General features: G+C 73.5%; 24 protein-coding genes. 14 read left to right on the top strand and 10 right to left on the bottom strand.

The features are described from left to right. Positions 1 to 71: 71 nt before the first annotated feature. The 4 genes from panB to Q1B24_RS19435 form a co-directional block, all read right to left on the bottom strand. Positions 72 to 920: a 3-methyl-2-oxobutanoate hydroxymethyltransferase gene (gene panB / locus Q1B24_RS19450; RefSeq protein WP_299931781.1), complete on the bottom strand. Its 849-nt coding sequence runs from the start codon at positions 918 to 920 to the stop codon at positions 72 to 74. A 99-nt stretch (positions 921 to 1,019) separates the two neighbouring features. Continuing rightward, positions 1,020 to 1,181 (bottom strand): hypothetical protein, encoded by a 162-nt coding sequence (locus Q1B24_RS19445; protein ID WP_299931779.1) that lies wholly within the window; start codon positions 1,179 to 1,181, stop codon positions 1,020 to 1,022. 10 nt (positions 1,182 to 1,191) lie between these two features. Then, positions 1,192 to 2,193 (bottom strand): PQQ-dependent sugar dehydrogenase, encoded by a 1,002-nt coding sequence (locus Q1B24_RS19440; RefSeq protein WP_299931777.1) that lies wholly within the window; start codon positions 2,191 to 2,193, stop codon positions 1,192 to 1,194. Between the two features lie 50 nt (positions 2,194 to 2,243). Continuing rightward, complete coding sequence (locus Q1B24_RS19435) at positions 2,244 to 3,128, bottom strand: GNAT family N-acetyltransferase (protein WP_299931775.1); 885 nt, start codon at positions 3,126 to 3,128, stop codon at positions 2,244 to 2,246. A 58-nt stretch (positions 3,129 to 3,186) separates the two neighbouring features. On the opposite strand from Q1B24_RS19435, the gene Q1B24_RS19430 reads away from it, so the two are divergent. The 3 genes from Q1B24_RS19430 to Q1B24_RS19420 all read left to right on the top strand — a co-directional run bounded on the left by Q1B24_RS19430 (position 3,187) and on the right by Q1B24_RS19420 (position 6,253). After that, the gene (locus tag Q1B24_RS19430) at positions 3,187 to 5,229 is read left to right on the top strand and encodes an NAD(+) synthase (RefSeq protein WP_299931773.1); all 2,043 of its coding nucleotides are present in this window, start codon (positions 3,187 to 3,189) and stop codon (positions 5,227 to 5,229) included. 203 nt (positions 5,230 to 5,432) lie between these two features. Then, positions 5,433 to 5,819: a hypothetical protein gene (locus Q1B24_RS19425; RefSeq protein ID WP_299931771.1), complete on the top strand. Its 387-nt coding sequence runs from the start codon at positions 5,433 to 5,435 to the stop codon at positions 5,817 to 5,819. Positions 5,820 to 5,875: 56 nt separating this feature from the next. Next, on the top strand, positions 5,876 to 6,253 hold the full coding sequence (locus Q1B24_RS19420) for a hypothetical protein (RefSeq protein ID WP_299931769.1): 378 nt from the start codon (positions 5,876 to 5,878) through the stop codon (positions 6,251 to 6,253). A 32-nt stretch (positions 6,254 to 6,285) separates the two neighbouring features. Here the strand turns inward: Q1B24_RS19420 and Q1B24_RS19415 are convergent, their stop codons facing one another. Beyond that, on the bottom strand, positions 6,286 to 7,584 hold the full coding sequence (locus Q1B24_RS19415) for a HAMP domain-containing sensor histidine kinase (RefSeq protein ID WP_299931767.1): 1,299 nt from the start codon (positions 7,582 to 7,584) through the stop codon (positions 6,286 to 6,288). A 1-nt stretch (position 7,585) separates the two neighbouring features. Further along, positions 7,586 to 8,209 carry a response regulator transcription factor gene (locus Q1B24_RS19410; RefSeq protein ID WP_299931765.1) on the bottom strand — a complete coding sequence of 208 codons (624 nt, stop codon included), beginning with the start codon at positions 8,207 to 8,209 and terminating at the stop codon, positions 7,586 to 7,588. A 191-nt stretch (positions 8,210 to 8,400) separates the two neighbouring features. Here Q1B24_RS19410 and Q1B24_RS19405 point away from each other — a divergent pair, with 191 nt between their 5' ends. The 8 genes from Q1B24_RS19405 (at position 8,401) to Q1B24_RS19370 (ending at position 16,564) form a co-directional block, all read left to right on the top strand. Next, entirely contained in the window at positions 8,401 to 8,835 is a 435-nt protein-coding gene (locus Q1B24_RS19405) for a hypothetical protein (RefSeq protein WP_299931763.1), read from the top strand. Positions 8,836 to 8,908: 73 nt separating this feature from the next. Continuing rightward, entirely contained in the window at positions 8,909 to 9,541 is a 633-nt protein-coding gene (locus tag Q1B24_RS19400) for a hypothetical protein (RefSeq protein ID WP_299931761.1), read from the top strand. Between the two features lie 79 nt (positions 9,542 to 9,620). Then, positions 9,621 to 10,967, top strand: a complete 1,347-nt coding sequence (locus Q1B24_RS19395) for a glutamine synthetase family protein (RefSeq protein WP_299931759.1) — start codon at positions 9,621 to 9,623, stop codon at positions 10,965 to 10,967. Between the two features lie 19 nt (positions 10,968 to 10,986). Beyond that, the gene (locus Q1B24_RS19390) at positions 10,987 to 11,715 is read left to right on the top strand and encodes a type 1 glutamine amidotransferase (protein ID WP_299931757.1); all 729 of its coding nucleotides are present in this window, start codon (positions 10,987 to 10,989) and stop codon (positions 11,713 to 11,715) included. After that, positions 11,712 to 14,705, top strand: coding sequence for a bifunctional [glutamine synthetase] adenylyltransferase/[glutamine synthetase]-adenylyl-L-tyrosine phosphorylase (locus Q1B24_RS19385; protein ID WP_299931755.1), 2,994 nt, complete (start codon positions 11,712 to 11,714; stop codon positions 14,703 to 14,705). The genes Q1B24_RS19390 and Q1B24_RS19385 overlap by 4 nt, the downstream gene beginning before the upstream one ends. Positions 14,706 to 14,748: 43 nt before the next feature. Beyond that, positions 14,749 to 15,396, top strand: a complete 648-nt coding sequence (locus Q1B24_RS19380; RefSeq protein ID WP_299931753.1) for a SatD family protein — start codon at positions 14,749 to 14,751, stop codon at positions 15,394 to 15,396. 13 nt (positions 15,397 to 15,409) lie between these two features. Beyond that, positions 15,410 to 16,144, top strand: coding sequence for a hypothetical protein (locus tag Q1B24_RS19375; RefSeq protein ID WP_299931751.1), 735 nt, complete (start codon positions 15,410 to 15,412; stop codon positions 16,142 to 16,144). Positions 16,145 to 16,306: 162 nt separating this feature from the next. Continuing rightward, positions 16,307 to 16,564: a hypothetical protein gene (locus Q1B24_RS19370; RefSeq protein ID WP_299931749.1), complete on the top strand. Its 258-nt coding sequence runs from the start codon at positions 16,307 to 16,309 to the stop codon at positions 16,562 to 16,564. 104 nt (positions 16,565 to 16,668) lie between these two features. Here Q1B24_RS19370 and Q1B24_RS19365 read toward each other — a convergent pair whose 3' ends face one another. The 4 genes from Q1B24_RS19365 to cobT are packed head-to-tail and all read right to left on the bottom strand — an operon-like array spanning position 16,669 to position 19,649. After that, complete coding sequence (locus tag Q1B24_RS19365) at positions 16,669 to 17,280, bottom strand: hypothetical protein (RefSeq protein WP_299931747.1); 612 nt, start codon at positions 17,278 to 17,280, stop codon at positions 16,669 to 16,671. A gap of 12 nt (positions 17,281 to 17,292) precedes the next feature. Further along, the gene (gene cobU, locus Q1B24_RS19360) at positions 17,293 to 17,820 is read right to left on the bottom strand and encodes a bifunctional adenosylcobinamide kinase/adenosylcobinamide-phosphate guanylyltransferase (protein WP_299931745.1); all 528 of its coding nucleotides are present in this window, start codon (positions 17,818 to 17,820) and stop codon (positions 17,293 to 17,295) included. A gap of 27 nt (positions 17,821 to 17,847) precedes the next feature. Next, complete coding sequence (locus Q1B24_RS19355; protein WP_299931743.1) at positions 17,848 to 18,612, bottom strand: adenosylcobinamide-GDP ribazoletransferase; 765 nt, start codon at positions 18,610 to 18,612, stop codon at positions 17,848 to 17,850. Continuing rightward, the gene (gene cobT / locus Q1B24_RS19350) at positions 18,609 to 19,649 is read right to left on the bottom strand and encodes a nicotinate-nucleotide--dimethylbenzimidazole phosphoribosyltransferase (protein WP_299931741.1); all 1,041 of its coding nucleotides are present in this window, start codon (positions 19,647 to 19,649) and stop codon (positions 18,609 to 18,611) included. Before cobT ends, Q1B24_RS19355 begins: the two co-directional genes overlap by 4 nt. Positions 19,650 to 19,703: 54 nt before the next feature. Here cobT and Q1B24_RS19345 point away from each other — a divergent pair, with 54 nt between their 5' ends. The 3 genes from Q1B24_RS19345 to Q1B24_RS19335 are packed head-to-tail and all read left to right on the top strand — an operon-like array spanning position 19,704 to position 21,588. After that, a complete protein-coding gene (locus Q1B24_RS19345; RefSeq protein WP_299931739.1) occupies positions 19,704 to 20,240 on the top strand; it encodes a 2'-5' RNA ligase family protein in 537 nt (178 codons plus the stop codon). 21 nt (positions 20,241 to 20,261) lie between these two features. After that, positions 20,262 to 20,465 (top strand): hypothetical protein, encoded by a 204-nt coding sequence (locus tag Q1B24_RS19340; RefSeq protein WP_191196112.1) that lies wholly within the window; start codon positions 20,262 to 20,264, stop codon positions 20,463 to 20,465. Positions 20,466 to 20,490: 25 nt separating this feature from the next. Next, a complete protein-coding gene (locus Q1B24_RS19335) occupies positions 20,491 to 21,588 on the top strand; it encodes a low specificity L-threonine aldolase (RefSeq protein ID WP_299931734.1) in 1,098 nt (365 codons plus the stop codon). The last annotated feature ends 2 nt before the right edge of the window (positions 21,589 to 21,590 follow it).

Genomic DNA, 21,590 nt, shown 5'->3' with positions numbered 1-21,590 from the left:
CGCGTCGTCGGGAAGCCCGATCCTGCCGCGCCGGACGCGGGTTGTCACCGACCCGCGTGTCGGCGCGAGCGTCAGAACGTGTGCTCGGCGCCCGGGAAGGTGCCGCCGCGGACGTCGTCGGCGTACGCCCGGGCCGCCTCGAGCAGCACCCCGTGCACGTCGGCGTACTGCTTGACGAAGCGCGCCATCCGGCCGGTGCGCAGGCCGAAGGCGTCCTGCCAGACGAGGACCTGGCCATCGCAGCCGGCGCCCGCGCCGATGCCGATGGTCGGGATGGTCAGCTCCTTGCTGATCCGCTCCGCGACGTCGCCGGGGACCATCTCCATCACGACGGCGAACGCGCCCGCTTCCTGCACGGCACGGGCGTCGGCGATGACCCGGTCGCTCGCGTCGCCGCGACCCTGGACGCGGTAGCCGCCGAGGGTGTGCTCGGACTGCGGGGTGAAGCCGATGTGGGCCATGACGGGGATGCCGCCCTGCGTGCACTTCTCGATGACGGGGGCCATCTCGGCGCCACCCTCGAGCTTGACGCAGTGGGCGCCGGCCTCCTTCATGAAGCGGACCGCGGTGAGGTAGCCCTGCTCGGGCGAGGCCTGGTAGCTGCCGAACGGCAGGTCGCCGACGACCATCGCGCGCTTCACCGACCGCGCCACGGCACGGGTCAGGGGGAGGAGCTCGTCGACCGTGACCGGGAGGGAGGTCTCGTTGCCGAGGACGTTGTTGCTGGCGGAGTCGCCGACGAGCAGCAGGTCGATGCCGGCCTCGTCGAAGGTCGCGGCGGTGTACATGTCGTACGCCGTCAGCATGGTGATCTTCTCGCCCCGCTCCTTCATCTCCCGCAGGTGATGGGTGCGGACCCGCTTGACCGGCGCAGCCGGGGCGGTCGGGCCTGAGCCGTAGGGGGCCGTCTCTTCAGGCATGCTCACTCCTCGTCATCTCGCGGCTCCCTGATGGAGTCCACGGACCGTTCCTCAGGCTAGTCGCGACCGGCGGGTAGGGCGCTGTGGCGACGGTCACGCTCAGCGCGGGGACACCCGTACGACGCGGTCGCGCGCGCCGTTGTCGGTGGTGACGAGCAGGTCGCCGTCGCGCGCCGACGTGATCGACCGCAGCCGGCCGAGCCGCTGCAGCCGGGGCGGGCGCGTCACCGAGGTGAGGGCGCCGGCTGCGTCGAACCGCATGAACAGCACCTCAGAGCCCTTCAGCGCAGCGACGGGCGAGGGTCCCCTCGAGCGCGCCCCACCGCGAACCACGGACCCACGCAGCTCCCGAGGTGGCGATCGTCGGGGTACCGGAGGACCAGGCGGCGTCCTGCTGCTCGCCGGCCAGGGACTGATCGGTCATCGGGACCGTCTCGTCGTAACCCGGGACCGGGTTCCAGCCGTAGTCACCGCCGGCGACGAGCCGGTTGACCTCGTCGTCGCGGTGGCTGCCGTGCTCGACCGACCACACCGAGCCGTCGTCGCGCTGGGCCAGGCCCTGCACGTTGCGGTGGCCGTAGGTCCACACGAACCGCCGCGCGCTGCTCGCACCGACGAAGGGGTTGCCGGACATCGGCGCGCCGGTGCGGCGGTGCACCCGCAGGACCTTGCCGCCGAGCGAGTCGAGGTCGCGCGGGTTGGTGCCGACCGCGGCGTCACCGGTGCCGACGAGAAGGGCGTCGCTGTCGCGGTCGAGCAGCAGCCGGCAGCCGCCGTGGCGGCCCGACGTCGAGGGCAGGCCGGTGAGAAGGGTGCGACGGCTGCTGAGACGGGTCCACCTCCTGTCGACGCACCAGCGGCTCACCTGCACGTGGGTGCCGCCCCTCGCGCTGCCGTGGCACGCCCACAGCGTGCGCGCGGCGGGGTCGACGGCGAGGGACATCAGCCCGGTCTCGCCGGAGACCCACATCAACCGCGACAGGTCGGCCAGGGTGCGTCGCTCGCCCTTGCGTACGACGCTGATGCGGGCGCGGTCGCGCTCGGAAACGACGAGCCGGCCGGCCGTTGCCTGCTGGACGTCCCACGGGTGCTGCAGGCCGCGCGCCACCGTGCGGACCCGGAGCTGCGGGGCGCGCACCTCGCGATCGCTCACGGTGTCGGCGGCCGCGACCGAGGGCGGTGGCCCGGTCGGCAGGCCGCCGGCGAGGCTGCCGGTGACGAGGAGGGCGGCGAGGGACACGGACGCGCGGGTCCTGCGGACGGTGAGGCGCACGACGTCGACGCTAGGGCCGGCGGCGATGCCGGGTAAAGGTCTCTCGCGCGTCAGCGGTCCAGCGGCCGCGCGAGCTGGATCCCGACGCGGGTCGTCTCGTAGCCGAGCCGGGTGTTGAGCGTGCGCATCGCGGCGTTGCCGTCCTGGGTCCAGGTGTAGACCTCGGCGATGCCGTGCTCGGCGGCCCAGGCCAGGGTGACCAGCTTGAGGTGGATCGCGAGGCCGCGGCCGCGCCAGTCACGGCGTACGGCCGTCAGCCCGTTCTCGGCGCGGGTCGGCTCGTCGGCGTCGCGACCGAGCCCGGCGCACCCGACGACCTCGCCGTCGTGGAGGGCGAGGAACATCGGGTCGACCAGCCAGTCACGCGCCCACCGCTCGGGGCTGACGTCGAGCGGGGTGTCGACGGCGAAGTCGGCGAGCGCCTCGAGGCCGAAGCGCTCGTACGCGGCTTCCCACAGGCCCGGCCGCTCCTGGGCGGTGACGACCTCGACGCCGTCGGGGGCCGGGGGCGGTTCGACGGGACCCGACAGGCGACAGGTCTGCTCGACCTCGCGGTTGACCTCCTTGAAGCCGAATCGGTGGGCGAAGGCCAGGGCTGCGTCGTCGTCGGCACCGGCGCGCAGCGTCGGCAGACCGAGGTCGGCGACGTGTGCGACGAGGCGCTCGAGCAGCGCCGTACCGACACCTCGGCGGCGATGGCCCTCCAGCACCCGCGGGATCACCGAGCCGCCGCCGCTCGTGTCGGACGGCTGGGCCAGTCCGTGCCCGACGACCTCTCCGTCGACGCGCGCCAGGAGCATGAGACGTGCGGGCTTGTCGCCCTCCCGCAGCTCGGCGAGCGACTGGGTGCGCTCGTAGGGCACGACGGCGATCCGGACGCGCCGCCACTCCTCGTAGTCGTCGTCGGTGACGCAGGGGCTGATGTCGAGGGCCATGGGGGGAGCCTGTCGCGTCGGGCTCGGGGTGGTCCACCGAGTTCCCTAGAGTGACCGCGTGGACTTCTACTCGGCCTACGCCCAGGGCTTCGCCCGGATCGCCGCCGTCACCCTGCCGGTGCACCTCGCCGATCCCCTCGCCAACGCAGCCGCCGTGCTCGAGCAGGCGCAGGCCTGCCACGACGACTCGGTCGCGGTCGCGGTGTTCCCGGAGCTGTGCCTGACCGGCTACTCGGTGGACGACCTCTTCCTGCAGGACACGCTGCTCGCGACGGTCGAGGAGGCCCTCGCCGAGATCGTGGCGGCGAGCGCCGACCTGATGACGATGCTGGTCATCGGCGCGCCGGTCGTGCACGGCAACCGCGTCTTCAACGCGGCCGTCGTCGTCCACCGTGGCTCGGTCCTCGGCGTCGCGCCGAAGTCCTACCTGCCCAACTACCGCGAGTTCTACGAGCGCCGGTGGTTCGCCCCGGGCGACGACCGCGAGCTGGAGTGGATCTCCGTCGCCGGGCAGGACGTCCGCTTCGGGCCCGACCTGATCTTCCGCTGCCTCGACGTCCCCGGCCTCGACCTGCACGTCGAGGTGTGCGAGGACATGTGGGTGCCGGTGCCGCCGAGCGCTGAGGCCGCGCTCGCGGGCGCCACCGTGCTCGCCAACCTCAGCGGCTCCCCGATCACCATCGCGCGCGCCGAGGACCGGAAGCTGCTCGCGCGCAGCGCCAGCGCGCGGTGCTCGGCGGCGTACGTCTATGCCGCGGCCGGGCAGGGCGAGTCGACGACCGACCTGAGCTGGGACGGCCAGACGATGGTCTACGAGTGCGGGTCCCTGCTGGGCGAGAGCGAGCGCTTCCCCGACGGGCCGCGGCGCACCGTCGTCGACGTCGACCTCGACCTGGTGCGCCAGGAGCGGATGCGTCAGGTCAGCTTCGACGACAACCGGCGTACGCACCACGAGCGGGTCAACCGCTTCCGCACCGTCGAGTGGGAGCTCGAGCCGCCCACCGGGGACATCGGCCTGCTCCGCAAGGTCGACCGCTACCCGTTCGTCCCCGACGACCCCGAGCGGCTCGCGCTCGACTGCTACGAGGCCTACAACATCCAGGTCTCGGGCCTCGAGCAGCGACTCAACGCCATCGGCACGCCCAAGGCCGTGATCGGCGTCAGCGGCGGCCTCGACTCCACGCACGCGCTGATCGTCGCCTGCAAGGCGATGGACCGGCTCGGCCGCCCGCGCAGCGACGTGCTCGCCTTCACGATGCCCGGCTTCGCGACGGGGGAGACCACCAAGTCGTACGCCACCCGGCTCTCGCAGGCGCTCGGGGTGACCTTCGAGGAGCTCGACATCCGGCCCGCGGCCGAGCAGATGCTCAAGGACCTCGGCCATCCCTACGGTCGCGGCGAGAAGGTCTACGACGTCACCTTCGAGAACGTCCAGGCCGGCCTGCGCTACGACTACCTCTTCCGCCTCGCCAACCAGCGCGGCGGCATCGTCGTCGGCACCGGCGACCTCTCCGAGCTCGCGCTCGGGTGGTGCACCTACGGCGTCGGCGACCAGATGTCGCACTACACGGTCAACGCCGGCGTGCCGAAGACGCTCGTGCAGCACCTGATCCGCTGGGTGATCAGCCACGGCGAGTTCGACGAGGCGGTCGGCGAGCTGCTCGGGGAGATCCTCGAGCTCGAGATCACCCCCGAGCTGATCCCCGTCGAGGAGGGCAAGAAGCCGCAGGCCACGCAGGACACCGTGGGGCCCTACAACCTGCAGGACTTCACGCTCGCCCTCGTGGTGCGCCACGGGTTCCGGCCGCGCAAGATCGCCTTCCTGGCCTGGCACGCGTGGAAGGACCTCGAGTCGGGGGAGTGGCCGCCGGGGTTCCCCGAGGACGCGCGGGTGGCGTACTCGCTGGAGGAGGTCCGCACCTGGCTGCAGGTCTTCGTCAAGCGGTTCTTCGCCAACCAGTTCAAGCGCTCCGCGCTGCCCAACGGCCCCAAGGTCAGCCCCAGCGGCACGATGAGCCCGCGCGGCGACTGGCGGATGCCCAGCGACGCCAAGGGCACCGCCTGGCTGGCGGAGATCGACCGGGACGTGCCGGCCTCCTGAGGCGACTTGCGGGGGAAGTCCGACACCTGGAGGGGGTTGTACACCCCACGAAGTGACGGACTCCCCGCATGAGCGGGGACTCTGCGAAAGATCGATGCAGGCCTTTGCCTGTCCTTAACGGCGGGCTGGAGCGCGGTTAGCCGCGCCCGCGCGAACCTCCTTCCACGGCGCCGCACCCGGCGTCGGACGACGGAGGAGGAAGCGTGCAGAAGAAGAAGGCAGTCATCGGAGGCGTCGTGGCAGCGGCGGTCGTGGTCGGGCTCGGGTCCTGGTGGGCCGTCGGCAACGCCGTGGAGGCCCAGACCAGCGAACGCGGCACGTGCGGCGGCGCGACGTGGGAGCTCAGTGCCGAGGCGGAGGACGGCGGCACCGAGGTGAGCGCCGAGCTGCAGTCGGCCGGCCCCGGTGAGGAGTGGGAGGTCGAGCTGACGCGCGACGACACGTCGCTGCTCGCCGGCACCCGCACCACCGACGAGGACGGCGAGATCGACGTCGACGCCTTCAGCGACGGCAACCCCGGCGACGCGACGTACGCCGTCACGTTCACGCCTGCCGACGGCGAGCCGTGCACCGCCACGCTCGGCTCCTGATCCACCCACCCACCGCACCCAGCCACCACATCCAGCCCCACCCGAGGAGACACCCCATGAAGAAGACGCTCATCGCCACCACGCTCGTCGCGACCGCCGCGGCCGGTAGCACGGTCCTCGTCGCCGGCCCGGCCAGCGCCGACGTCGAGCGCCGCGGCACCTGCGCCGGTGCGATGTACGAGCTCAACGTCGATCGCGAGCGCGGCGGCTTCGAGGTCGACGCCGACATCGACAACGCGCGTCCCGGCAGCGAGTGGCGCGTCGCCATCCGTCACGACGGCACGCTCGCCACGTCGCGGGTCCTGCGCGCCGACGGCGAGGGCGAGCTCGACCTCGACACGTTCCGCCGCAACACGGCCGGCAAGGACACCTTCAAGCTGACGGTGACCCCCGCCGGCGGGTCGTCCTGCTCGCTGAAGGTCACCCTGCGCTGAGCCACCGCAGCAGCCCTGCACCGGAGCCCGGGTCAGGCCGTCCGCAACGTGACGGCGACCCGGGCTCCGCCCATGTCCGAGGCGCCCGTGGTGACCACCCCGCCGGAGTCCTCGGCGGTGCGCGCGGCGATCGAGAGGCCCAGGCCGGTCGAGCCCGATCCGCTCTCGCCACGTCCCGTCGCGTCGAGGTCCGCGGGCAGGCCGGGGCCCGCGTCCTCGACGACCAGCTCGACCGCGTCGTCGTCGGCGTCGAGCGTGATCCGGACGGCGGCGTCGTCGGGGGTGTGGGAGAAGACGTTGTCGAGCAGCACGTCGACCATCGCCTCCAGGTCGGTGCGGCTGGCGCGCAGCAGCGGGCCGGACGTGGCCAGCCGCAGGTCGTAGGCGCGGCCCTGGTCCTCCGCCAGCGCCTCCCAGTGGCGCACGCGCTCGGCGATCACCGCGACCGCGTCGGTGCGGGGATCGAGCCCCTCGCGCTCGGACCGTCGGGCCTCGCGGACGATCTCGTCGACGGTGGCCTGCAGCGCGTCGAGGTCCCCGGCCAGGCGGTCGCGCAGGGCGGGGTCGTCGACGGTCTCGACGCGCAGCCGCAGCGCCGTGACCGGCGTGCGCAGGCGGTGGGAGAGGTCGGCGACGCTCTCCCGCTCGCGGGTGAGGAGCAGCTGGATGCGGCCGACGAGGCGGTCGACGGCACCGGCCAGCTCCTGCACCTCCGGCGGCCCCTCGAGGTTCGCGACGGGGGTGACCGCGCCCGGTCGGCCGAGCGTCTGGGTGTGCTCGGCGAGGCGCCGGATCGGCAGCACGAACGACCGCCCGAGGCGGTCGACGACCACGAGGGATCCTGCGAGCAGCGCCAGCGCCAGCAGGGCCAGCAGGCCCCAGGCCACGCCGACGGCCGAGTCGAGGCCCGGCTCGTCGACGACCACCCGGATCACCGGCGTCTGCGACGGGAGGGCGGAGTTGCCGCCGCGGGAGACCGGCACGAGGATCTGCGACCCGCCCGGTACGTCGTCGACGCGGGCGCGGCCGGTGTTGCGGGCGTCGAGGACCAGCTCGTCCTGCCCGCGGTCGGGGCCGATCTCGAGGCCGTCGGGGTAGAGCACCGTGACCCGGGTGTGGCGTTCTGCATCGTTGAGCCGGTCGACGTACTGACCGACGGCGCCGGCGTCCTGCCCGGACACGACCGTCTCCACGGCCTGCACCTCCAGCGCCGCCCGGGCCAACCGGTCCTCCAGCGCATAGCTGCGCACGAGGATCGCCATCGGCACGAGCATCGCCAGCAGCACCATCGAGACGGCCGCGGCCGCGGTCAGCAGGAGGCTGCGGCGCACCTCAGTCGTCCCAGGCCGTGTCGTCGGCCGGGGCCGCGAGGCGTACGCCGACGCCGCGCACCGTGGTCAGGTAGCGCGGGGCGGCGGCGGTCTCGCCGAGCTTGCGGCGCAACCACGACAGGTGCACGTCGACGGACTTGTCGGAGCCGCCCCAGGGCTGGCGCCACACCTCGACGAGCAGGTCGCGCTTGGTCACCACCTCGCCCGGTCGCTCCGCGAGGTGGGCGAGCAGGTCGAACTCACGCGGCGTGAGGTCGACCTCGGTGCCGTCGAGGTGGACGCGCCGACCGGCGAGGTCGACGGCGAGGCCGCCGACCGTGATGGTCGAGGGCCGCTGCCGCCCGGCGTCGACCCGGCGCAGCACGGCGCGGATGCGGGCGTCGAGCTGGGTGCTGGTGAAGGGCTTGACGACGTAGTCGTCGGCGCCCGCGTCGAGGGCCCCGACCAGGGACGGGTCGTCGGCGCGGGCGCTGGCGATGATCACCGGCACCTGGCTGACCGCGCGCAGCATCGACAGCACCTGGGTGCCGTCGACGTCGGGCAGGCCCAGGTCGAGCACGACCAGGTCGGGGGAGGAGTCGACGGCGAGCTGCAGGCCGCCCATCCCGGTGGGCGCGGAGGTCACCGTGTGCCCGCACTCGCGCAGGCCACGCACCAGCAACGGCCGGATCCGGTCGTCTCCTCGATGATCAGCACCTCGGCCACGCCGCGACCGTACCGCCCGCAGGTGCCACGATCCGTGCGGCGGGCGAGCCTTAGCACTGCCTTAACCACCACCTCACCTCGCGCTGACGTGGCGGCGGGCACGATGGGCCCGTGAGACGTCGGATGCTGCTCGTCGGCCTGTGGGCCGCCACCACGGTCGTCGCCGTGCTCGTGGGCGTCTTCGCGGTGTCGACGGTCGGCGCCACCATCCGCGACCGCGGACCGGTCGGCGACGAGGTCGCACGCGACGTCTCGGTGCCGCCCTCGTCGGTCCCCGACCCCGAGGGCCCGGCCGTGTCGGAGGAGATCTCCGGGGAGTGGGGGGCCTTCCTCGTCGAGTGCCGCGACACGTGGGCGTACGGCGTCGGCATACGACCCGACAAGGACGCGGGGTGGCGCATCGTGAGCTGGGAGAAGGGTCCCGACGACGACGTCGACGCGGTCTTCAGCGACGGCCGCAACTCCGTCGACCTCGAGGTGTTCTGCAACCGCGGTCGACCGACGCTCGCCGAGCTGGAGCGCAACACCCTCGGCGAGGACGACTGAGCTCCTGCCGGATGCAACCTCCCCGGCCGCAGGTGCGTCCAGACAGCGACACACCACTTCACGGGGAGACGAGATGACCCACCGCACCACCCGCACCCACCGGCCGTACGGCCTCACCTTCCGCTCCGGGCTCTCCGGCGCCGCGCTGCTCGCGGGAACGCTGGCCGCGACGACACCGTCGGCCCATGCGCAGGTCGAGGACCGCGCGGCCGCCCGCACGACGCTGACCTTCACCGTCGCCGACTGCGAGGGCTGCGAGGTCCAGCTCGTCAACGCGCGCAGCACGCTCGATGCCGACGTCGTCCACGTCTGGGAGTCGCGGACCAGGGAGGTGCGCGACGGGAGGGTCTCCTTCCGGATCCCGACCCGCCGCACCTGGGGCATGTCGGCCACGGTCCGCGCGCCGTGGGAGGGACACACCGGCTACGTCACCACCGTCGCCTGGCGCTACAACGGCGAGGGCGTCGGCGACCCGGTCACCCTCGAGGAGGCCGTGACCAAGAAGAAGGCGTCGGCCTGCTGGGAGGGCGTGCGCAGCCGCGCGGTCACCGTGCCGCTCGTCGTCGAGAAGGTGCGGGTGGACGGCGTGCGCCGGGAGGTCGACGGCAGCATCGCGTTCGTGCCGACGACGCAGAGCTGGCTCGCGCCGATGCGACCGGCCCCGGGCGGCGTGCTGGGCTCGCAGGACGTCGACATCTGCCGCTGAGCAGCGCGCCTCCGAGCTCGGGTGCCCACCCTGCGGCGGGGGTCGTCGCGCACGGCACGGTGACCCCTAGGGTGGTGCCATGGGCAAGCAAGAGGACTTCGTGCTCCGGGCGCTCGAAGAGCGTGACGTCCGGTTCGTGCGGCTGTGGTTCACCGACGTGCTGGGCTTCCTCAAGAGCGTGAGCGTGGCCCCGGCCGAGCTCGAGAACGCCTTCGACGAGGGCATCGGCTTCGACGGCTCGGCGATCGAGGGCTTCGCCCGCGTCTACGAGTCCGACATGCTCGCCCACCCCGACGCGTCGACGTTCCAGATCCTGCCCTGGCGCACCGGCGACGACGAGTGGCCCGCCACCGCCCGGATGTTCTGCGACATCCGGATGCCCGACGGCAGCCCGTCCTACGCCGATCCCCGCCACGTGCTCAAGCGCACGCTGAGCGCGGCCGCTGACAAGGGATTCACCTTCTACACGCACCCCGAGATCGAGTTCTACCTGTTCAAGGACGTGCCCGGGAAGGGCGACGAGCCCCAGCCGGTCGACCGCAGCGGCTTCTTCGACCACACCGCCCAGTCGCGCGGTGCGGACTTCCGCCGCGAGGCCATCACGATGCTCGAGGCGATGGGCATCTCGGTCGAGTTCAGCCACCACGAGGGCGGCCCGGGCCAGCAGGAGATCGACCTGCGCTACGCCGACGCGCTGACGACCGCCGACAACATCATGTCCTTCCGGACCATCGTCCGCGAGGTGGCGCTGGGCCATGGCATCTGGGCCTCCTTCATGCCGAAGCCCTACACGACGCACCCGGGCTCGGGCATGCACACGCACGTGTCGCTCTTCGAGGGCGACCGCAACGCCTTCTTCGAGGCCGGCGCCGAGTACCAGCTGTCCAGGACGGGCCGGCAGTTCATCGCCGGGATCCTGCGCCACGCCAGTGAGATCAGCGTCGTCACCAACCAGTGGGTCAACTCCTACAAGCGCCTGCTCGGCGGCGGCGAGGCCCCCTCCGGCGTCTGCTGGGGCCACAACAACCGCTCCGCGATGGTCCGCGTGCCGATGTACAAGCCCAACAAGGGCCAGTCGACGCGCGTCGAGCTGCGCACCATCGACGCCGCCTGCAACCCCTACCTCGCCTTCGCCGTCGTGCTGGCCGCGGGCATGAAGGGGATCGAGGAGGGCTACGAGCTGCCGCGCGAGGCCGAGGACGACGTCTGGTCGCTCACCGAACGCGAGCGCAAGGCGCTGGGCATCGCGCCGCTCCCGCGCAGCCTCTGGGACGCCATCGGGATCGCCGAGGACTCCGAGCTGCTGGCCGAGACGCTCGGCGAGCACGTCTTCGACTTCTTCCTGCGCAACAAGCGCGCCGAGTGGGAGGAGTACCGCACCCAGGTCTCCGCCTACGAGCGCGACCGGATGCTGCCGGTCCTCTGAGGCGACGGACCTGACGGAGATGGGCAGCCCGCGCGTGCTCGTCGTCGAGCACCAGGAGTCCTGCCCGCCCCGGCTCGTCGGCGACTGGCTCGAGGAGGCCGGCTGCACCCTCGAGGTGTGCCGCCCCTACGCCGGTGACGACCTCCCCGCCCTGACGTCGTACGACGCCGCGGTGGTGCTGGGCGGCGAGATGAGCGCCAACGACGACGACACCGTCCGGTGGCTGGCGCCGCTCAAGTCCGGCATCCGCGACGCGGTCGCCGGCGGCACCCCGCTGCTGGGGATCTGCCTCGGTCACCAGGTCGTCGCTGCGGCGCTCGGCGGGCGGGTCGAGCGCAACCCGCGCGGCCAGATCGTCGGTCTGCAGCCGGTCGGGTGGACCGCGGCAGCCGCCGACGACGTGTGGGCGAGCGCGCGCACCACGACCGAGACCGTCATCCACTGGAACAACGACGTCGTGGTCGAGATGCCCCCCGAGTCGGTCGTCCTGGCGCGGAGCCCCGGCGGAGAGGTGCAGGCGGGGCGCTTCGGCCCGCGGGCGTGGGGCATCCAGGCGCACCCCGAGGCCGACACCGACGTCGTACGCCGCTGGGCGGAGTCGGACCGCGAGGACCACGTCGCGCTCGACCTCGACCAGGACGAGGTGCTCGCCGCGATCGAGTCGGCCCGGCCGGCGCTGGCCGGCCACTGGCGTCCGATGGTCCAGCGCTTCGCCGCGATCGCCGCCGGCGCCGAGGCGCTGCGATGACGTCCGCCGGGACCTACGTGCGCAAGGGCTTCGTCGACGGCGCGGTCGCCGCGCGCGGGATCGAGCGCCTCGGCGACGCGGGCCTGCCGCTGACCGACGAGCTCGCCGCGTCCGCCGATCCCGACGCCGCCCTCGACGGGCTGCTGCGGCTGGTGGACGCGCTCGACGAGCAGGCGGCCGGAGCCGGCCAGCAGATGCTCGCCGAGCTCGCCGACGACGAGGGCACCGCGATGCGGCTGTGCAGCGTGCTCGGTGCGAGCCCCGCGCTGGCCCACCACCTCGTGCGCCACCCCGAGCAGTGGCACGAGCTGACCGACCCGACCCTGGGCAGCACCCGTCCCGCGGCGTACGCCCTGCGCGAGGCGATGCTGACCGCGGTGGGCGCCGACCCGCACGCGGACGAGCCGGTGTCCGGGCTGCCGGACAAGGAGGCCGTCGACGCGCTGCGCGTGGAGTACCGCCGTCACCTGCTGCGGCTGGCGTCGCGCGACCTGGCCCACCACGTCGGGCTCGACGACGCGGCCGCCGAGATCTCCGACCTCGCCGCAGCGACCCTCGACGCCGCGCTCGCCGTGGCGCGGGTCCGGGTCGGCGAGACGGCCCACGCGGCGCGCCTCGCGGTCATCGCGATGGGCAAGTGCGGCGGCCACGAGCTCAACTACATCTCCGACGTCGACGTGGTCTTCGTCTACGAGGCGGCCGAGCCGGAGCCGGGGGAGCAGGCCGACGACGGCGTCGCCCTGCGGGCGGCCACCCAGCTGGCCTCGCAGCTGATGCGGGTCTGCTCCGACCACACCCGCGAGGGCACGATCTGGCCGGTCGACGCGAACCTGCGGCCCGAGGGCAGCCAGGGGCCGCTCGTGCGCACGCTCGCCAGCCACCAGGGCTACTACGAGAAGTGGGCCAAGACCTGGGAGTTCCAGGCGCTGCTCAAGGCGCGGCCGGTGGCCGGTGACGCCGACCTGGGGCGTCGCTACTGGGAGATGGTCGCCCCGATGGTGTGGAGCGCAGCGGGCCGCGACGGCTTCGTGTCCGACGTGCAGGCGATGCGGCGCCGGGTCGTCGACCACATCCCGGCGCACGAGGCGGAGCGCCAGATCAAGCTCGGCGCCGGCGGCCTGCGCGACGTCGAGTTCGCCGTGCAGCTCCTCCAGCTGGTGCACGGGCGGTCCGACCCGACCCTGCGCGAGGGCGCGACGCTGAGCGCGCTGACCCGCCTCACCGAGGGCGGCTACGTCGGGCGCCAGGACGGCGAGAAGCTCCACGAGGCCTACGCCTTCCTCCGCACCCTCGAGCACCGGATCCAGCTCTACCAGCTGCGACGCACGCACGTCCTGCCGGACGACGAGGCGTCCCTGCGTCGGCTCGGTCGCTCGATCGGCATCTTCTCCGAGCCGGCCGCCCAGCTCGAGCGGCAGTGGCGCCACCACCGGCGCGAGGTGCGCCGGCTCCACGAGAAGCTCTTCTACCGACCGTTGCTCGGTGCCGTCGCCAAGCTCCCGGGCCCGGAGGCCCGGCTGTCGTTGGAGGCCGCGGAGGCCCGGCTGTCCGCACTCGGGTACGCCGACCCGCGGGCCGCGCTGCGCCACCTCGAGGCGCTGACGAGCGGGGTCTCGCGCACCTCCGACATCCAGCGGACCCTGCTGCCGGTGCTGCTGGAGTGGTTCGCCGACTCGCCCGACCCCGACGCCGGGCTGTTCGGGTTCCGCCGGATCAGCGAGAGCCTGGGGCGCAGCCCGTGGTACCTCACGATGCTGCGCGACGAGGGCGAGGTCGCCCAGCGCCTGGCCGTCGTCCTCGGCACCTCGCGCTACGCCACCGACCTCCTCGAGCGCGAGCCGCAGGGCGTGAAGATGCTGGGGGAGTCGCTCGTCCCGCTGAGCGCCGAGGCCGCGCTGGCGGAGATGCAGTCGCTGGTCGAGCGTGCCGAGACGCCCGAGGCCGCGGTCGCGGCGGTGCGCGCCGTACGTCGCCGTGAGCTGCTGCGGGTCGCGTGCGGCGACCTCGTCGCCGGCACCGACGTGGCGGTGGTCGGGCAGGGCCTGAGCCGCCTCACCGACGCGACGCTGCAGGCCACGCTCGACATCGCGACCGAGTCGGTGCGCCGGCAACGCGGGCTGGACGCGCCCGCCAGCCGGATCGCGGTCATCGCGATGGGACGCTACGGCGGGTTCGAGCTGTCCTACGGCAGCGACGCCGACGTGATGTTCGTGCACGATCCGGCCGACGGGGTCGAGGCTCAGGCTGCGTCGTCGTACGCCACCGCAGTGGTGACGGAGGTGCGGCGCCTGCTGTCGCTGCCGGCCAGCGACCCGCCGCTCGAGGTCGACGCCGACCTGCGGCCCGAGGGGAAGAACGGGCCCATGGTCCGCACCGTCGATTCCTACGCCGCCTACTACGCCAAGTGGTCGAGCGTGTGGGAGTTCCAGGCGCTGCTGCGCGCCGACGCGGTCGTCGGTGACGAGGCGCTGCGCGCCCGCTTCACCGAGCTCATCGACCCGCTGCGCTTCCCGGTCGAGGGGATCTCCGAGTCGGCCGTGGTGGAGGTACGCCGGATCAAGGCGCGCGTCGACGACGAGCGGCTGCCGCGCGGGGCCGACCGCCACACGCACCTCAAGCTCGGTCGCGGCGGCCTCGCCGACGTCGAGTGGACCGTGCAGCTGCTGCAGATGCGGCACGCGGGCCGGGTCGAGGCCCTGCGCACGCCCCAGACGCTGCCGGCTCTGCAGGCGGCGGCCGACGCCGGCCTGATCTCCGAGGACGACGCCGCGACCCTGGCCGAGGCGTGGCGGCTGGTGAGCCGGGTGCGCAACGCCGTGACCCTGGTCCGCGGTCGGCCCTCGGACCAGCTGCCCCGCGACGCGCGCGAGCGGGCCGCGGTCGCGCAGGTGCTGGGCTACCCCCAGGGGGCGTCGGACCAGATGGTCAACGACTACCTGCGGACCACCCGGCGGGCGCACGCCGTGGTGGAGCGCGTGTTCTGGGAATGAAGATCTAGACTTCATCTGTCGCAGAAGAAGGTATGGTCTTCATATGTCTGACATGAAGGTGGAGTCTTCAGTCACCGTGATCGGCGATCTGGTCGGCTCGCGGCGCAGCGAGGATCGCGCCGCAATGCACGAGCGTTTCGCGCGGGCGGTCGCCGACGTCAACAGGGCGTACGCACCACCGGTCCCGCTGCGCATCGGTGTCGGCGACGAGTTCCAGGGGATCTTCGCCTCGCTCGGCGACGCCATCGCGGCGACGTTGCGACTACGAATGGCCCTCCTGCCCCGCGACGACGTGCGGCAGGGAATCGGGAGCGGGCGTGTGGTCGTGCTGTCCGAGGAGCCGCGGGTCGAGGACGGCCCTGGTTGGTGGGCCGCGCGCTCAGCGATCGAGGAGGTGGAGGGGTACGAGCGCAAGGCAGCGCTGCGTGCGGTCCGGACGGCGTACGTCGCGGCCGAGGCGGACCAGGGACCGGACCCGGCGCTGGTCAATGCCGCCCTGATGACGCGCGACCAGGTGGTCTCCGGCCTGTCGGAGCGGTCGATGTCGGTGCTGCGTGGTCTGCTGAGGGGGAGGCAGCAGCAGGAGATCGCTGCCGACCTCGGCATCAGCCCGTCGGCGGTGTCGCAGCGGATCCGGGCCGGCGGCATCGGCGTGGTGCTCGCGACCGACGAGATGCTGCGCGACCTGTGAGAGGAGTGGACGGATGAGCTGGCTCGGGATCCTGCTGATCGGGTTCGCGGTGACCGACCTGACCCACTCGGTGCGCCGCACGCGCTACCTGCCCGAGTGCGTCGGGGCGCTGGTGGCGCTCTGCGTGGGGCTGCTGGCAGGGCTCACGTCGGGGCGCGACGTCGCGGCGCTGCTCGTCATCGCCGCCGTCGTGCTGGTGTGGGGCCTCACCGTCACGTGGGGCTTCGGCCACCCCGAGCCGAAGGCGGCCTGGCTGCCCCTCGGTGTCTTCCTCACCACGCTCATCGGGGCGATCGCGTGCTCCGGCCTCGCGCCGGAGGCCGGCGGGCCGCTCGCGCGGTGGCTGGAGTCGCTGACCGTCGCCGACCTGGGCGAGGTGTCGGCCGACCGGTTCCTGATGCTGCTCGGCGCCTTCGCCATCCAGCTCTCCACCGGCAACGTGCTCGTCCGCCTGGTGCTGAAGGCCACCGGCACCATCAATCCGCGGGCCGATGGAGCGATGCCGCCCACCCAGCTCAAGGGCGGCCGGCTCCTCGGACCGCTCGAGCGGGTCTTCATCCTCGCCCTCGCGCTCGGTGGCCAGGTCACCGCGGCCAGCGTCGTCGTCGCGGCCAAGGGCCTGCTCCGCTTCCCCGAGCTCTCCTCGCGTCACGAGCAGCAGACCGTCCACGAGATGACGGAGTACTTCCTGCTCGGGTCGTTCGCCTCGTGGCTGGTGGCGCTGGGGTCGTTCGTGCTCGTGGTGTGAGGGCGGGTGGTCCGGGCGGCTCGCCCCGCTCCCGGCATCGCTGGACACGTCGGTCCCTGCCTAGGCTGGGGCAGCCATCCCCGAGCACGAACCGAGGTCCCTGTGCCCGCCAGCCGTTCCGCCCGACAGAGGAAGGCCGGTGCCGAGGCAGGAGCGCTGGCCGTGGTCCGCATCGACGTCAGCCCCGACGACTCGTTCGCCTACAAGATCTCCTGCACGCAGTGCGAGGTCCCGCGCCCCGGCACGGGCACCCGCGCCTGGAGCACACGCCGGGCGGGTGAGGACAACGGCTACATGGCGGCGATGGATCGCTGGATCCTCCACCTCACGTCCAGGCACCCTGACGCCGAGGCCCCGTGCCTGGCCTACCTGCCGGAGGCCCGCGCGCGTCTCCAGGAACGACGCGACGCCCGGGACTGACGAGCGCGCCCCGCCGCTCAGCGCTGGGGAACGACCTGCAGGCCCCTCGGCCCGATCTGCCTGCGTCTGGTTCCCCAAGGGCCCGCCTCAACGCCGGGCGAGCGCTACAGGGCCTCCAGCCACCGATGCCCGGGATGGGCGAGCTCGAGCGCCGAGCGGAGCCAGGAGCGAGACCCGGGGTCGAGGAGCGGCGCGCACACGTCGAAGTCGGCCTGGTCCTTGGGGCGTACGACGCGGGCCTTGTGGAGCAGCTGCACCTCGGGACGGAGGTAGGTGATGCCGTCGTGGGTCCAGAGGATCTCCGCGAGCGGGCGGGTGATTCGGCCGTCGCGCTTGTAGGTCCAGGTCGTCGGGGTGGCGTGCATCAGGATGACGTCGTACTCCCACGGGTCGGCGCCGCTCGGACGCAGCCAGAGGTTCTCGCAGCTGTCGGCCAGCGGGACCGTGTCGTCGACCATCGCCGTCAGCGTGCCGCTGTCGGCCTGCCACACGTCGAGCCGGCCGGCCAGGTGCCGGCGCAGGTGCGCGACGTCGGAGCGCAGGATGCTGGGGTCCACGTCGTCGTGCGCGCGGGGGACGCCGGTGAAGGCCTCGACGGCCCAGCCGCCGGCGATCCACCACGGGCGGTCGTAGCCGTCGAGGAGCGCGGCGGCGTCACGAGGTGTGCGGGAGCGCCAGGGTCCGTAGAGGCGGACGACCTCGTCGTGGTCGGGCACGGCCCCTGCCCGTCAGAGCCGCAGGACGCGGCCGGCGACCACGAGGTGTACCTCGTCGCAAGCGGCGGCGACGCGCTGGTTGACCACACCGAGCAGGTCGCGGAAGAGCCGGCCGGAGCGGTGCTCGGGCACGACGCCGAGACCGACCTCGTTCGTCACCAGCACGACGTCCTGCTCGCACCGCACCAGGGCGGCGACGACCTCGTCGGTGCGGGCGAGGACGAGGTCGTGGACGGCGTCGGAGTCGTGCTCCCAGGCGTCCTCGGCGTCGATGATCGCGGTCAGCCAGGTGCCGAGGCAGTCGACGAGCAGGGGGTCGCGGGCCTCGGCGAGGACGCCGGCGAGGTCCTGCGTCTCGACCGTGTCCCAGGAGGCGGGACGTCGGTCGCGGTGGGCGTCGATCCGGGCGGCCCAGTCGGGGTCCTGCTCGCGGTCGGGCGGCGTGCCCGTGGCCACGTACGTCGCGGGCGCGCCGCCGATCAGGTCCTCGGCGTGGGTGGACTTGCCCGAGCGCACGCCGCCGGTGACCAGGATCCGCATGGCGCGCATCCTGTCAGAGCCGGCGGGTCAGGCGCTCGCGGCGGCCAGCACCAGCACGGCGAAGGAGACCTCCACCGCCGCGCCCAGCACGTCGCCGGTGATCCCGCCGAGTCGTCGTACGCACCGCAGCAGCAGCCCAAGCACGACCCCGACCACCACCACCAGCCCTGCGAGCAGCGTCCACACGGAGCCGAGCCCGTGGCCGGCGAGCCCCACGACCACGCCGCACACCAGCAGCGAGGCGACCGCGGCGGCGACCGGCACCGAGCCGACGTGGGTGACCCCGAGCCCGTCGGCGCGGGCCGCCGGCACGCCGCGCACGCAGGCGAGCGCCAGCGAGAGCCGGGAGGCGCACACCAGCAGTCCCACGACCCACCAGCCGTGGTCGTGGCGCACGACCGCTGCCAGTCCGGCCGCCTGGAGCCCGGCGACGAGGACGACGGCGACGACACCCGCCGGTCCCACCGGCCCGGTGCGCATCACCTCGAGCGAGCGCGCAGGGGAGTAGGACGCGGTCAGGCCGTCCGCGGTGTCGGCGAGGCCGTCCCAGTGGAAGGCGCGGGTGCCGAGCGCGAGCGCCACCAGCACGACGTACGCCGTCGCGAGGGGCGGCAGCCCGATCCAGCCCCCGACCAGGACCACGGCCGCAGCCGCGAGCGCGAGGGGGAGCACGGCCAGCGGGGCGAGGACCATTGCCAGGCCCGCGACCTGACGGTCGACCCGGCTCGGCGGGGGGACGCGGACGGCGGTGAGCGTGCCGGTGGCGAGCAGCCACGCGTCGCGGACGGTCACGAAGGCAGGATCTCCGCGAGCAGGGCCACGTCGCGCATCACGGCGACGGCGGAGCGCAGCACCGGCAGGGCCGCCACGGCACCCGAGCCCTCACCGAGGCGCATGCCGAGGTCGAGCACCGGCTCGAGGCCGAGGGACTTCAACGCGTGCGCCTGCGCCGGCTCGGTCGAGCGGTGGCCGGCGAGCCACCAGGCGGCAGCGCCGGGCGCGTGGGCCTCGGCCACGACCGCGCAGGCGAGCGACATGAGGCCGTCGAGGAGCACGGGTACGCCGCGGGTGGACGCCTCGACCAGGAAGCCGACGGTGGCGGCGAGGTCGGCGCTGCCGAGGGCCGTGAGCACCTCGACCGGGTCGGACGTGCGGTCCTCGGCCCGGGCGAGGGCCTGCGCCACCACGTCGCGCTTGCGGGTCCAGCCGTCGTCGTCGATGCCGGTGCCCCGACCGGTCACCTCGTCGGCCGGCAGGCCCAGCGTCGCGGCGACGAGCGCGGCCGCGACGGTGGTGTTGCCGATGCCGAGGTCCCCGGTCATCAGCAGCTGGGCGCCGTCGTCGGCCAGCTCGCCGACCAGGTCGGCGCCGAGGGCCAGGGAGCGCTCGGCCTCCTCCCGGGTCAGGGCGTCGGTCAGGTGGATGGCGCCGGAGCCACGTCGCACCTTGCAAGCGGTGACCTCGGCCGGCAGGTCGTCGAGGTCGGCGTCGACGGAGACGTCGAGCACGGTCACGGCGACGCCGTGCTCCCGCGCCAGCGCGCTGACCCCCGCCCGGCCGGCGACGAGGGTGCGCACCATCGCCTCGGTGATCGCGGCGGGGTAGGCCGAGACGCCGTGCCCGGCCACGCCGTGGTCGCCGGCCAGCACCACGAGGCGTACGTCGGTCAGCGGACGCGGCGGCACCACGCCCTGCGCCGCCGAGAGCCAGACGCCGAGCTCGCCGATGCGTCCGAGCGCCCCCGGGGGCGTGGCCAGGCCGTCGAGGCGTTCCCGCGCGAGGGCAGTGATCTCGGGGGAGGGCGGGGCGATGCGGGACGCTTCGTTCATGGCGGCAGCAGCCTAGTGACGGCCCGGCCGGGGCGGCCTGCCAGTCTTGCCCGCGTGACCGGCCACACCGTCCTCCAGCTGCCGGTGCCGGCACTGGAGGCGTGGGTGCGCGAGCGCACCGCTCACTACGACGCCGGGTTCGTGTCGGCCGACCCGCGCTTCGGGCACGCGCACATCACGGCGCTCGGGCCGTTCGCCCCGGCGCCGTCGGCGGCCGACCTCGAGACCGTCGCGGCCCTGGCCGCGGACACCCCGCCGATCGAGGTGCGCCTGGCCGACCTCGGCCAGTTCCCCAACGGGATCATCCACCTCGTGCCGGACCCGGACGATGCACTGCGGGACCTCACCGCACGCCTGGTGGCCGCCTTCCCCGCGTGGCCGCCGTACGGCGGTGAGTTCGGCAGCGACGTCCAGCCGCACCTCACCGTCGACGCGGCCGCCGAGGACGTCGACCTCGCCTCGACGGCGGTGCTGCTCGCGGGCGTCGTACCGGTCGACGTGGTGCTCGACCGGCTGCAGCTGGCCTGGTGGGAGACCGACCGCTGCCACGTGGTGGCGGAGTGGGCGCTGGGTCGACGACCGTCGTGTTGACGGGGGTGGCAGGATCGCCGCATGGCTTCATGGGCGCACCTCGAGATCACCGTCGACGACCAGGGCAACGTGGAGGTCGGTGGCTACAACGCCGACCCCGAGGCGCTCGTGGAGGGCACCGAGTCGTGGGAGGACCTCCTCTCCACCCTCGGCGTGAACGGCTGGGAGCTGGTGCAGGTCATCCCCGGCGTGGAGACGACCTACTGGTTCAAGCGTCACGCCTGACCGGCCCCGGCCACTCGGTCCTGACGTGAGCGAGCTCCTCGACCGCTTCCGCGCGGTCTCGGCGTCAGCAGACTGGATCTTCCACCGCCCGCCGTCGACGCCGGCGGCCATGCTCCGCGAGCTCGCCGACTTCGCCGAGGACCACGACCTCGCGTGGGACCGCTACGGCGAGCGCGGCGCGGTCGCGCAGCTCGAGGCCGAGGTCGCCGAGCTGCTCGGCAAGCCGTCCGCCGTCATGTTCCCCAGCGGCGTGATGGCGCAGCAGGCGACCCTGCGTGCGTGGTGCGACCGCGCCGGCTCCCGCCGGGTCGCGCTGCCCGACCTGTCGCACCTCGTGCACCACGAGCAGGACGGTCCGCGGCGGGTGCTGGGCCTCGAGCTCGAGTGGCTCACGACCGGCCGGCGCACCGCCACCGCCGACGACCTCGCCGCCGTGGGCGGTCGGCTCGGCGCGGCGATGATCGAGCTGCCGCTGCGCGACACCGGCTGCCTGCTGCCGTCGTGGGACGACCTGGTCGCGCTGTCCGAGGCCGCCCGCGAGCGTGACGTGCGCCTGCACGCCGACGGGGCGCGGATCTGGGAGTCGGTGTCCTACTGGGACCGCAGCCTGGCCGAGGTCGCCGCACTGTTCGACTCGGTCTACGTCTCGCTCTACAAGGGGCTCGGCGGCTCGAGCGGCGCGCTCGTGGTCTGCCCCGAGGACCTCGCCGGGGAGCTGCGCTCGTGGCGGCAGCGCATGGGCGGCACGCTCTTCTCGCTGACCGCGCCGGCAGTGGGCGGGCTGATCGGCCTGCGGGAGCACCTCGGCCGTTTCGGCGACTACCGCGCGTGGGCCGTCGAGCTCGCGGCGGCCCTGCGCGAGCAGGGGTTCCGGACCTTCCCCGACGAGCCGCACATCGGCACGTTCCTGGCCTACGCCCCCGGCACGGCCGACGAGGTCAACGAGCGCGTCGTCGCCTTCGTCGAGCAGCGGGGCGTCCTTGCGTGCGGACTGTGGCGCGACTCCGACGTGCCGGGCTGGGTCGAGACCGAGCTGACCTGCTACGAACCGGCGATCCGCCACGACCCGGCCGAGGTGGCTGGTGTGATGGCCGCGGCCGTCGGAGTCTCGCGCGGGTTCTGACC

The sequence above is a fragment of the uncultured Nocardioides sp. genome, assembly GCF_947488025.1.
Taxonomy (GTDB): domain Bacteria; phylum Actinomycetota; class Actinomycetes; order Propionibacteriales; family Nocardioidaceae; genus Nocardioides.
The sequence above is the reverse complement of the archived record's forward strand: the minus strand, read 5'-3'. Positions and strand labels throughout refer to the sequence as shown.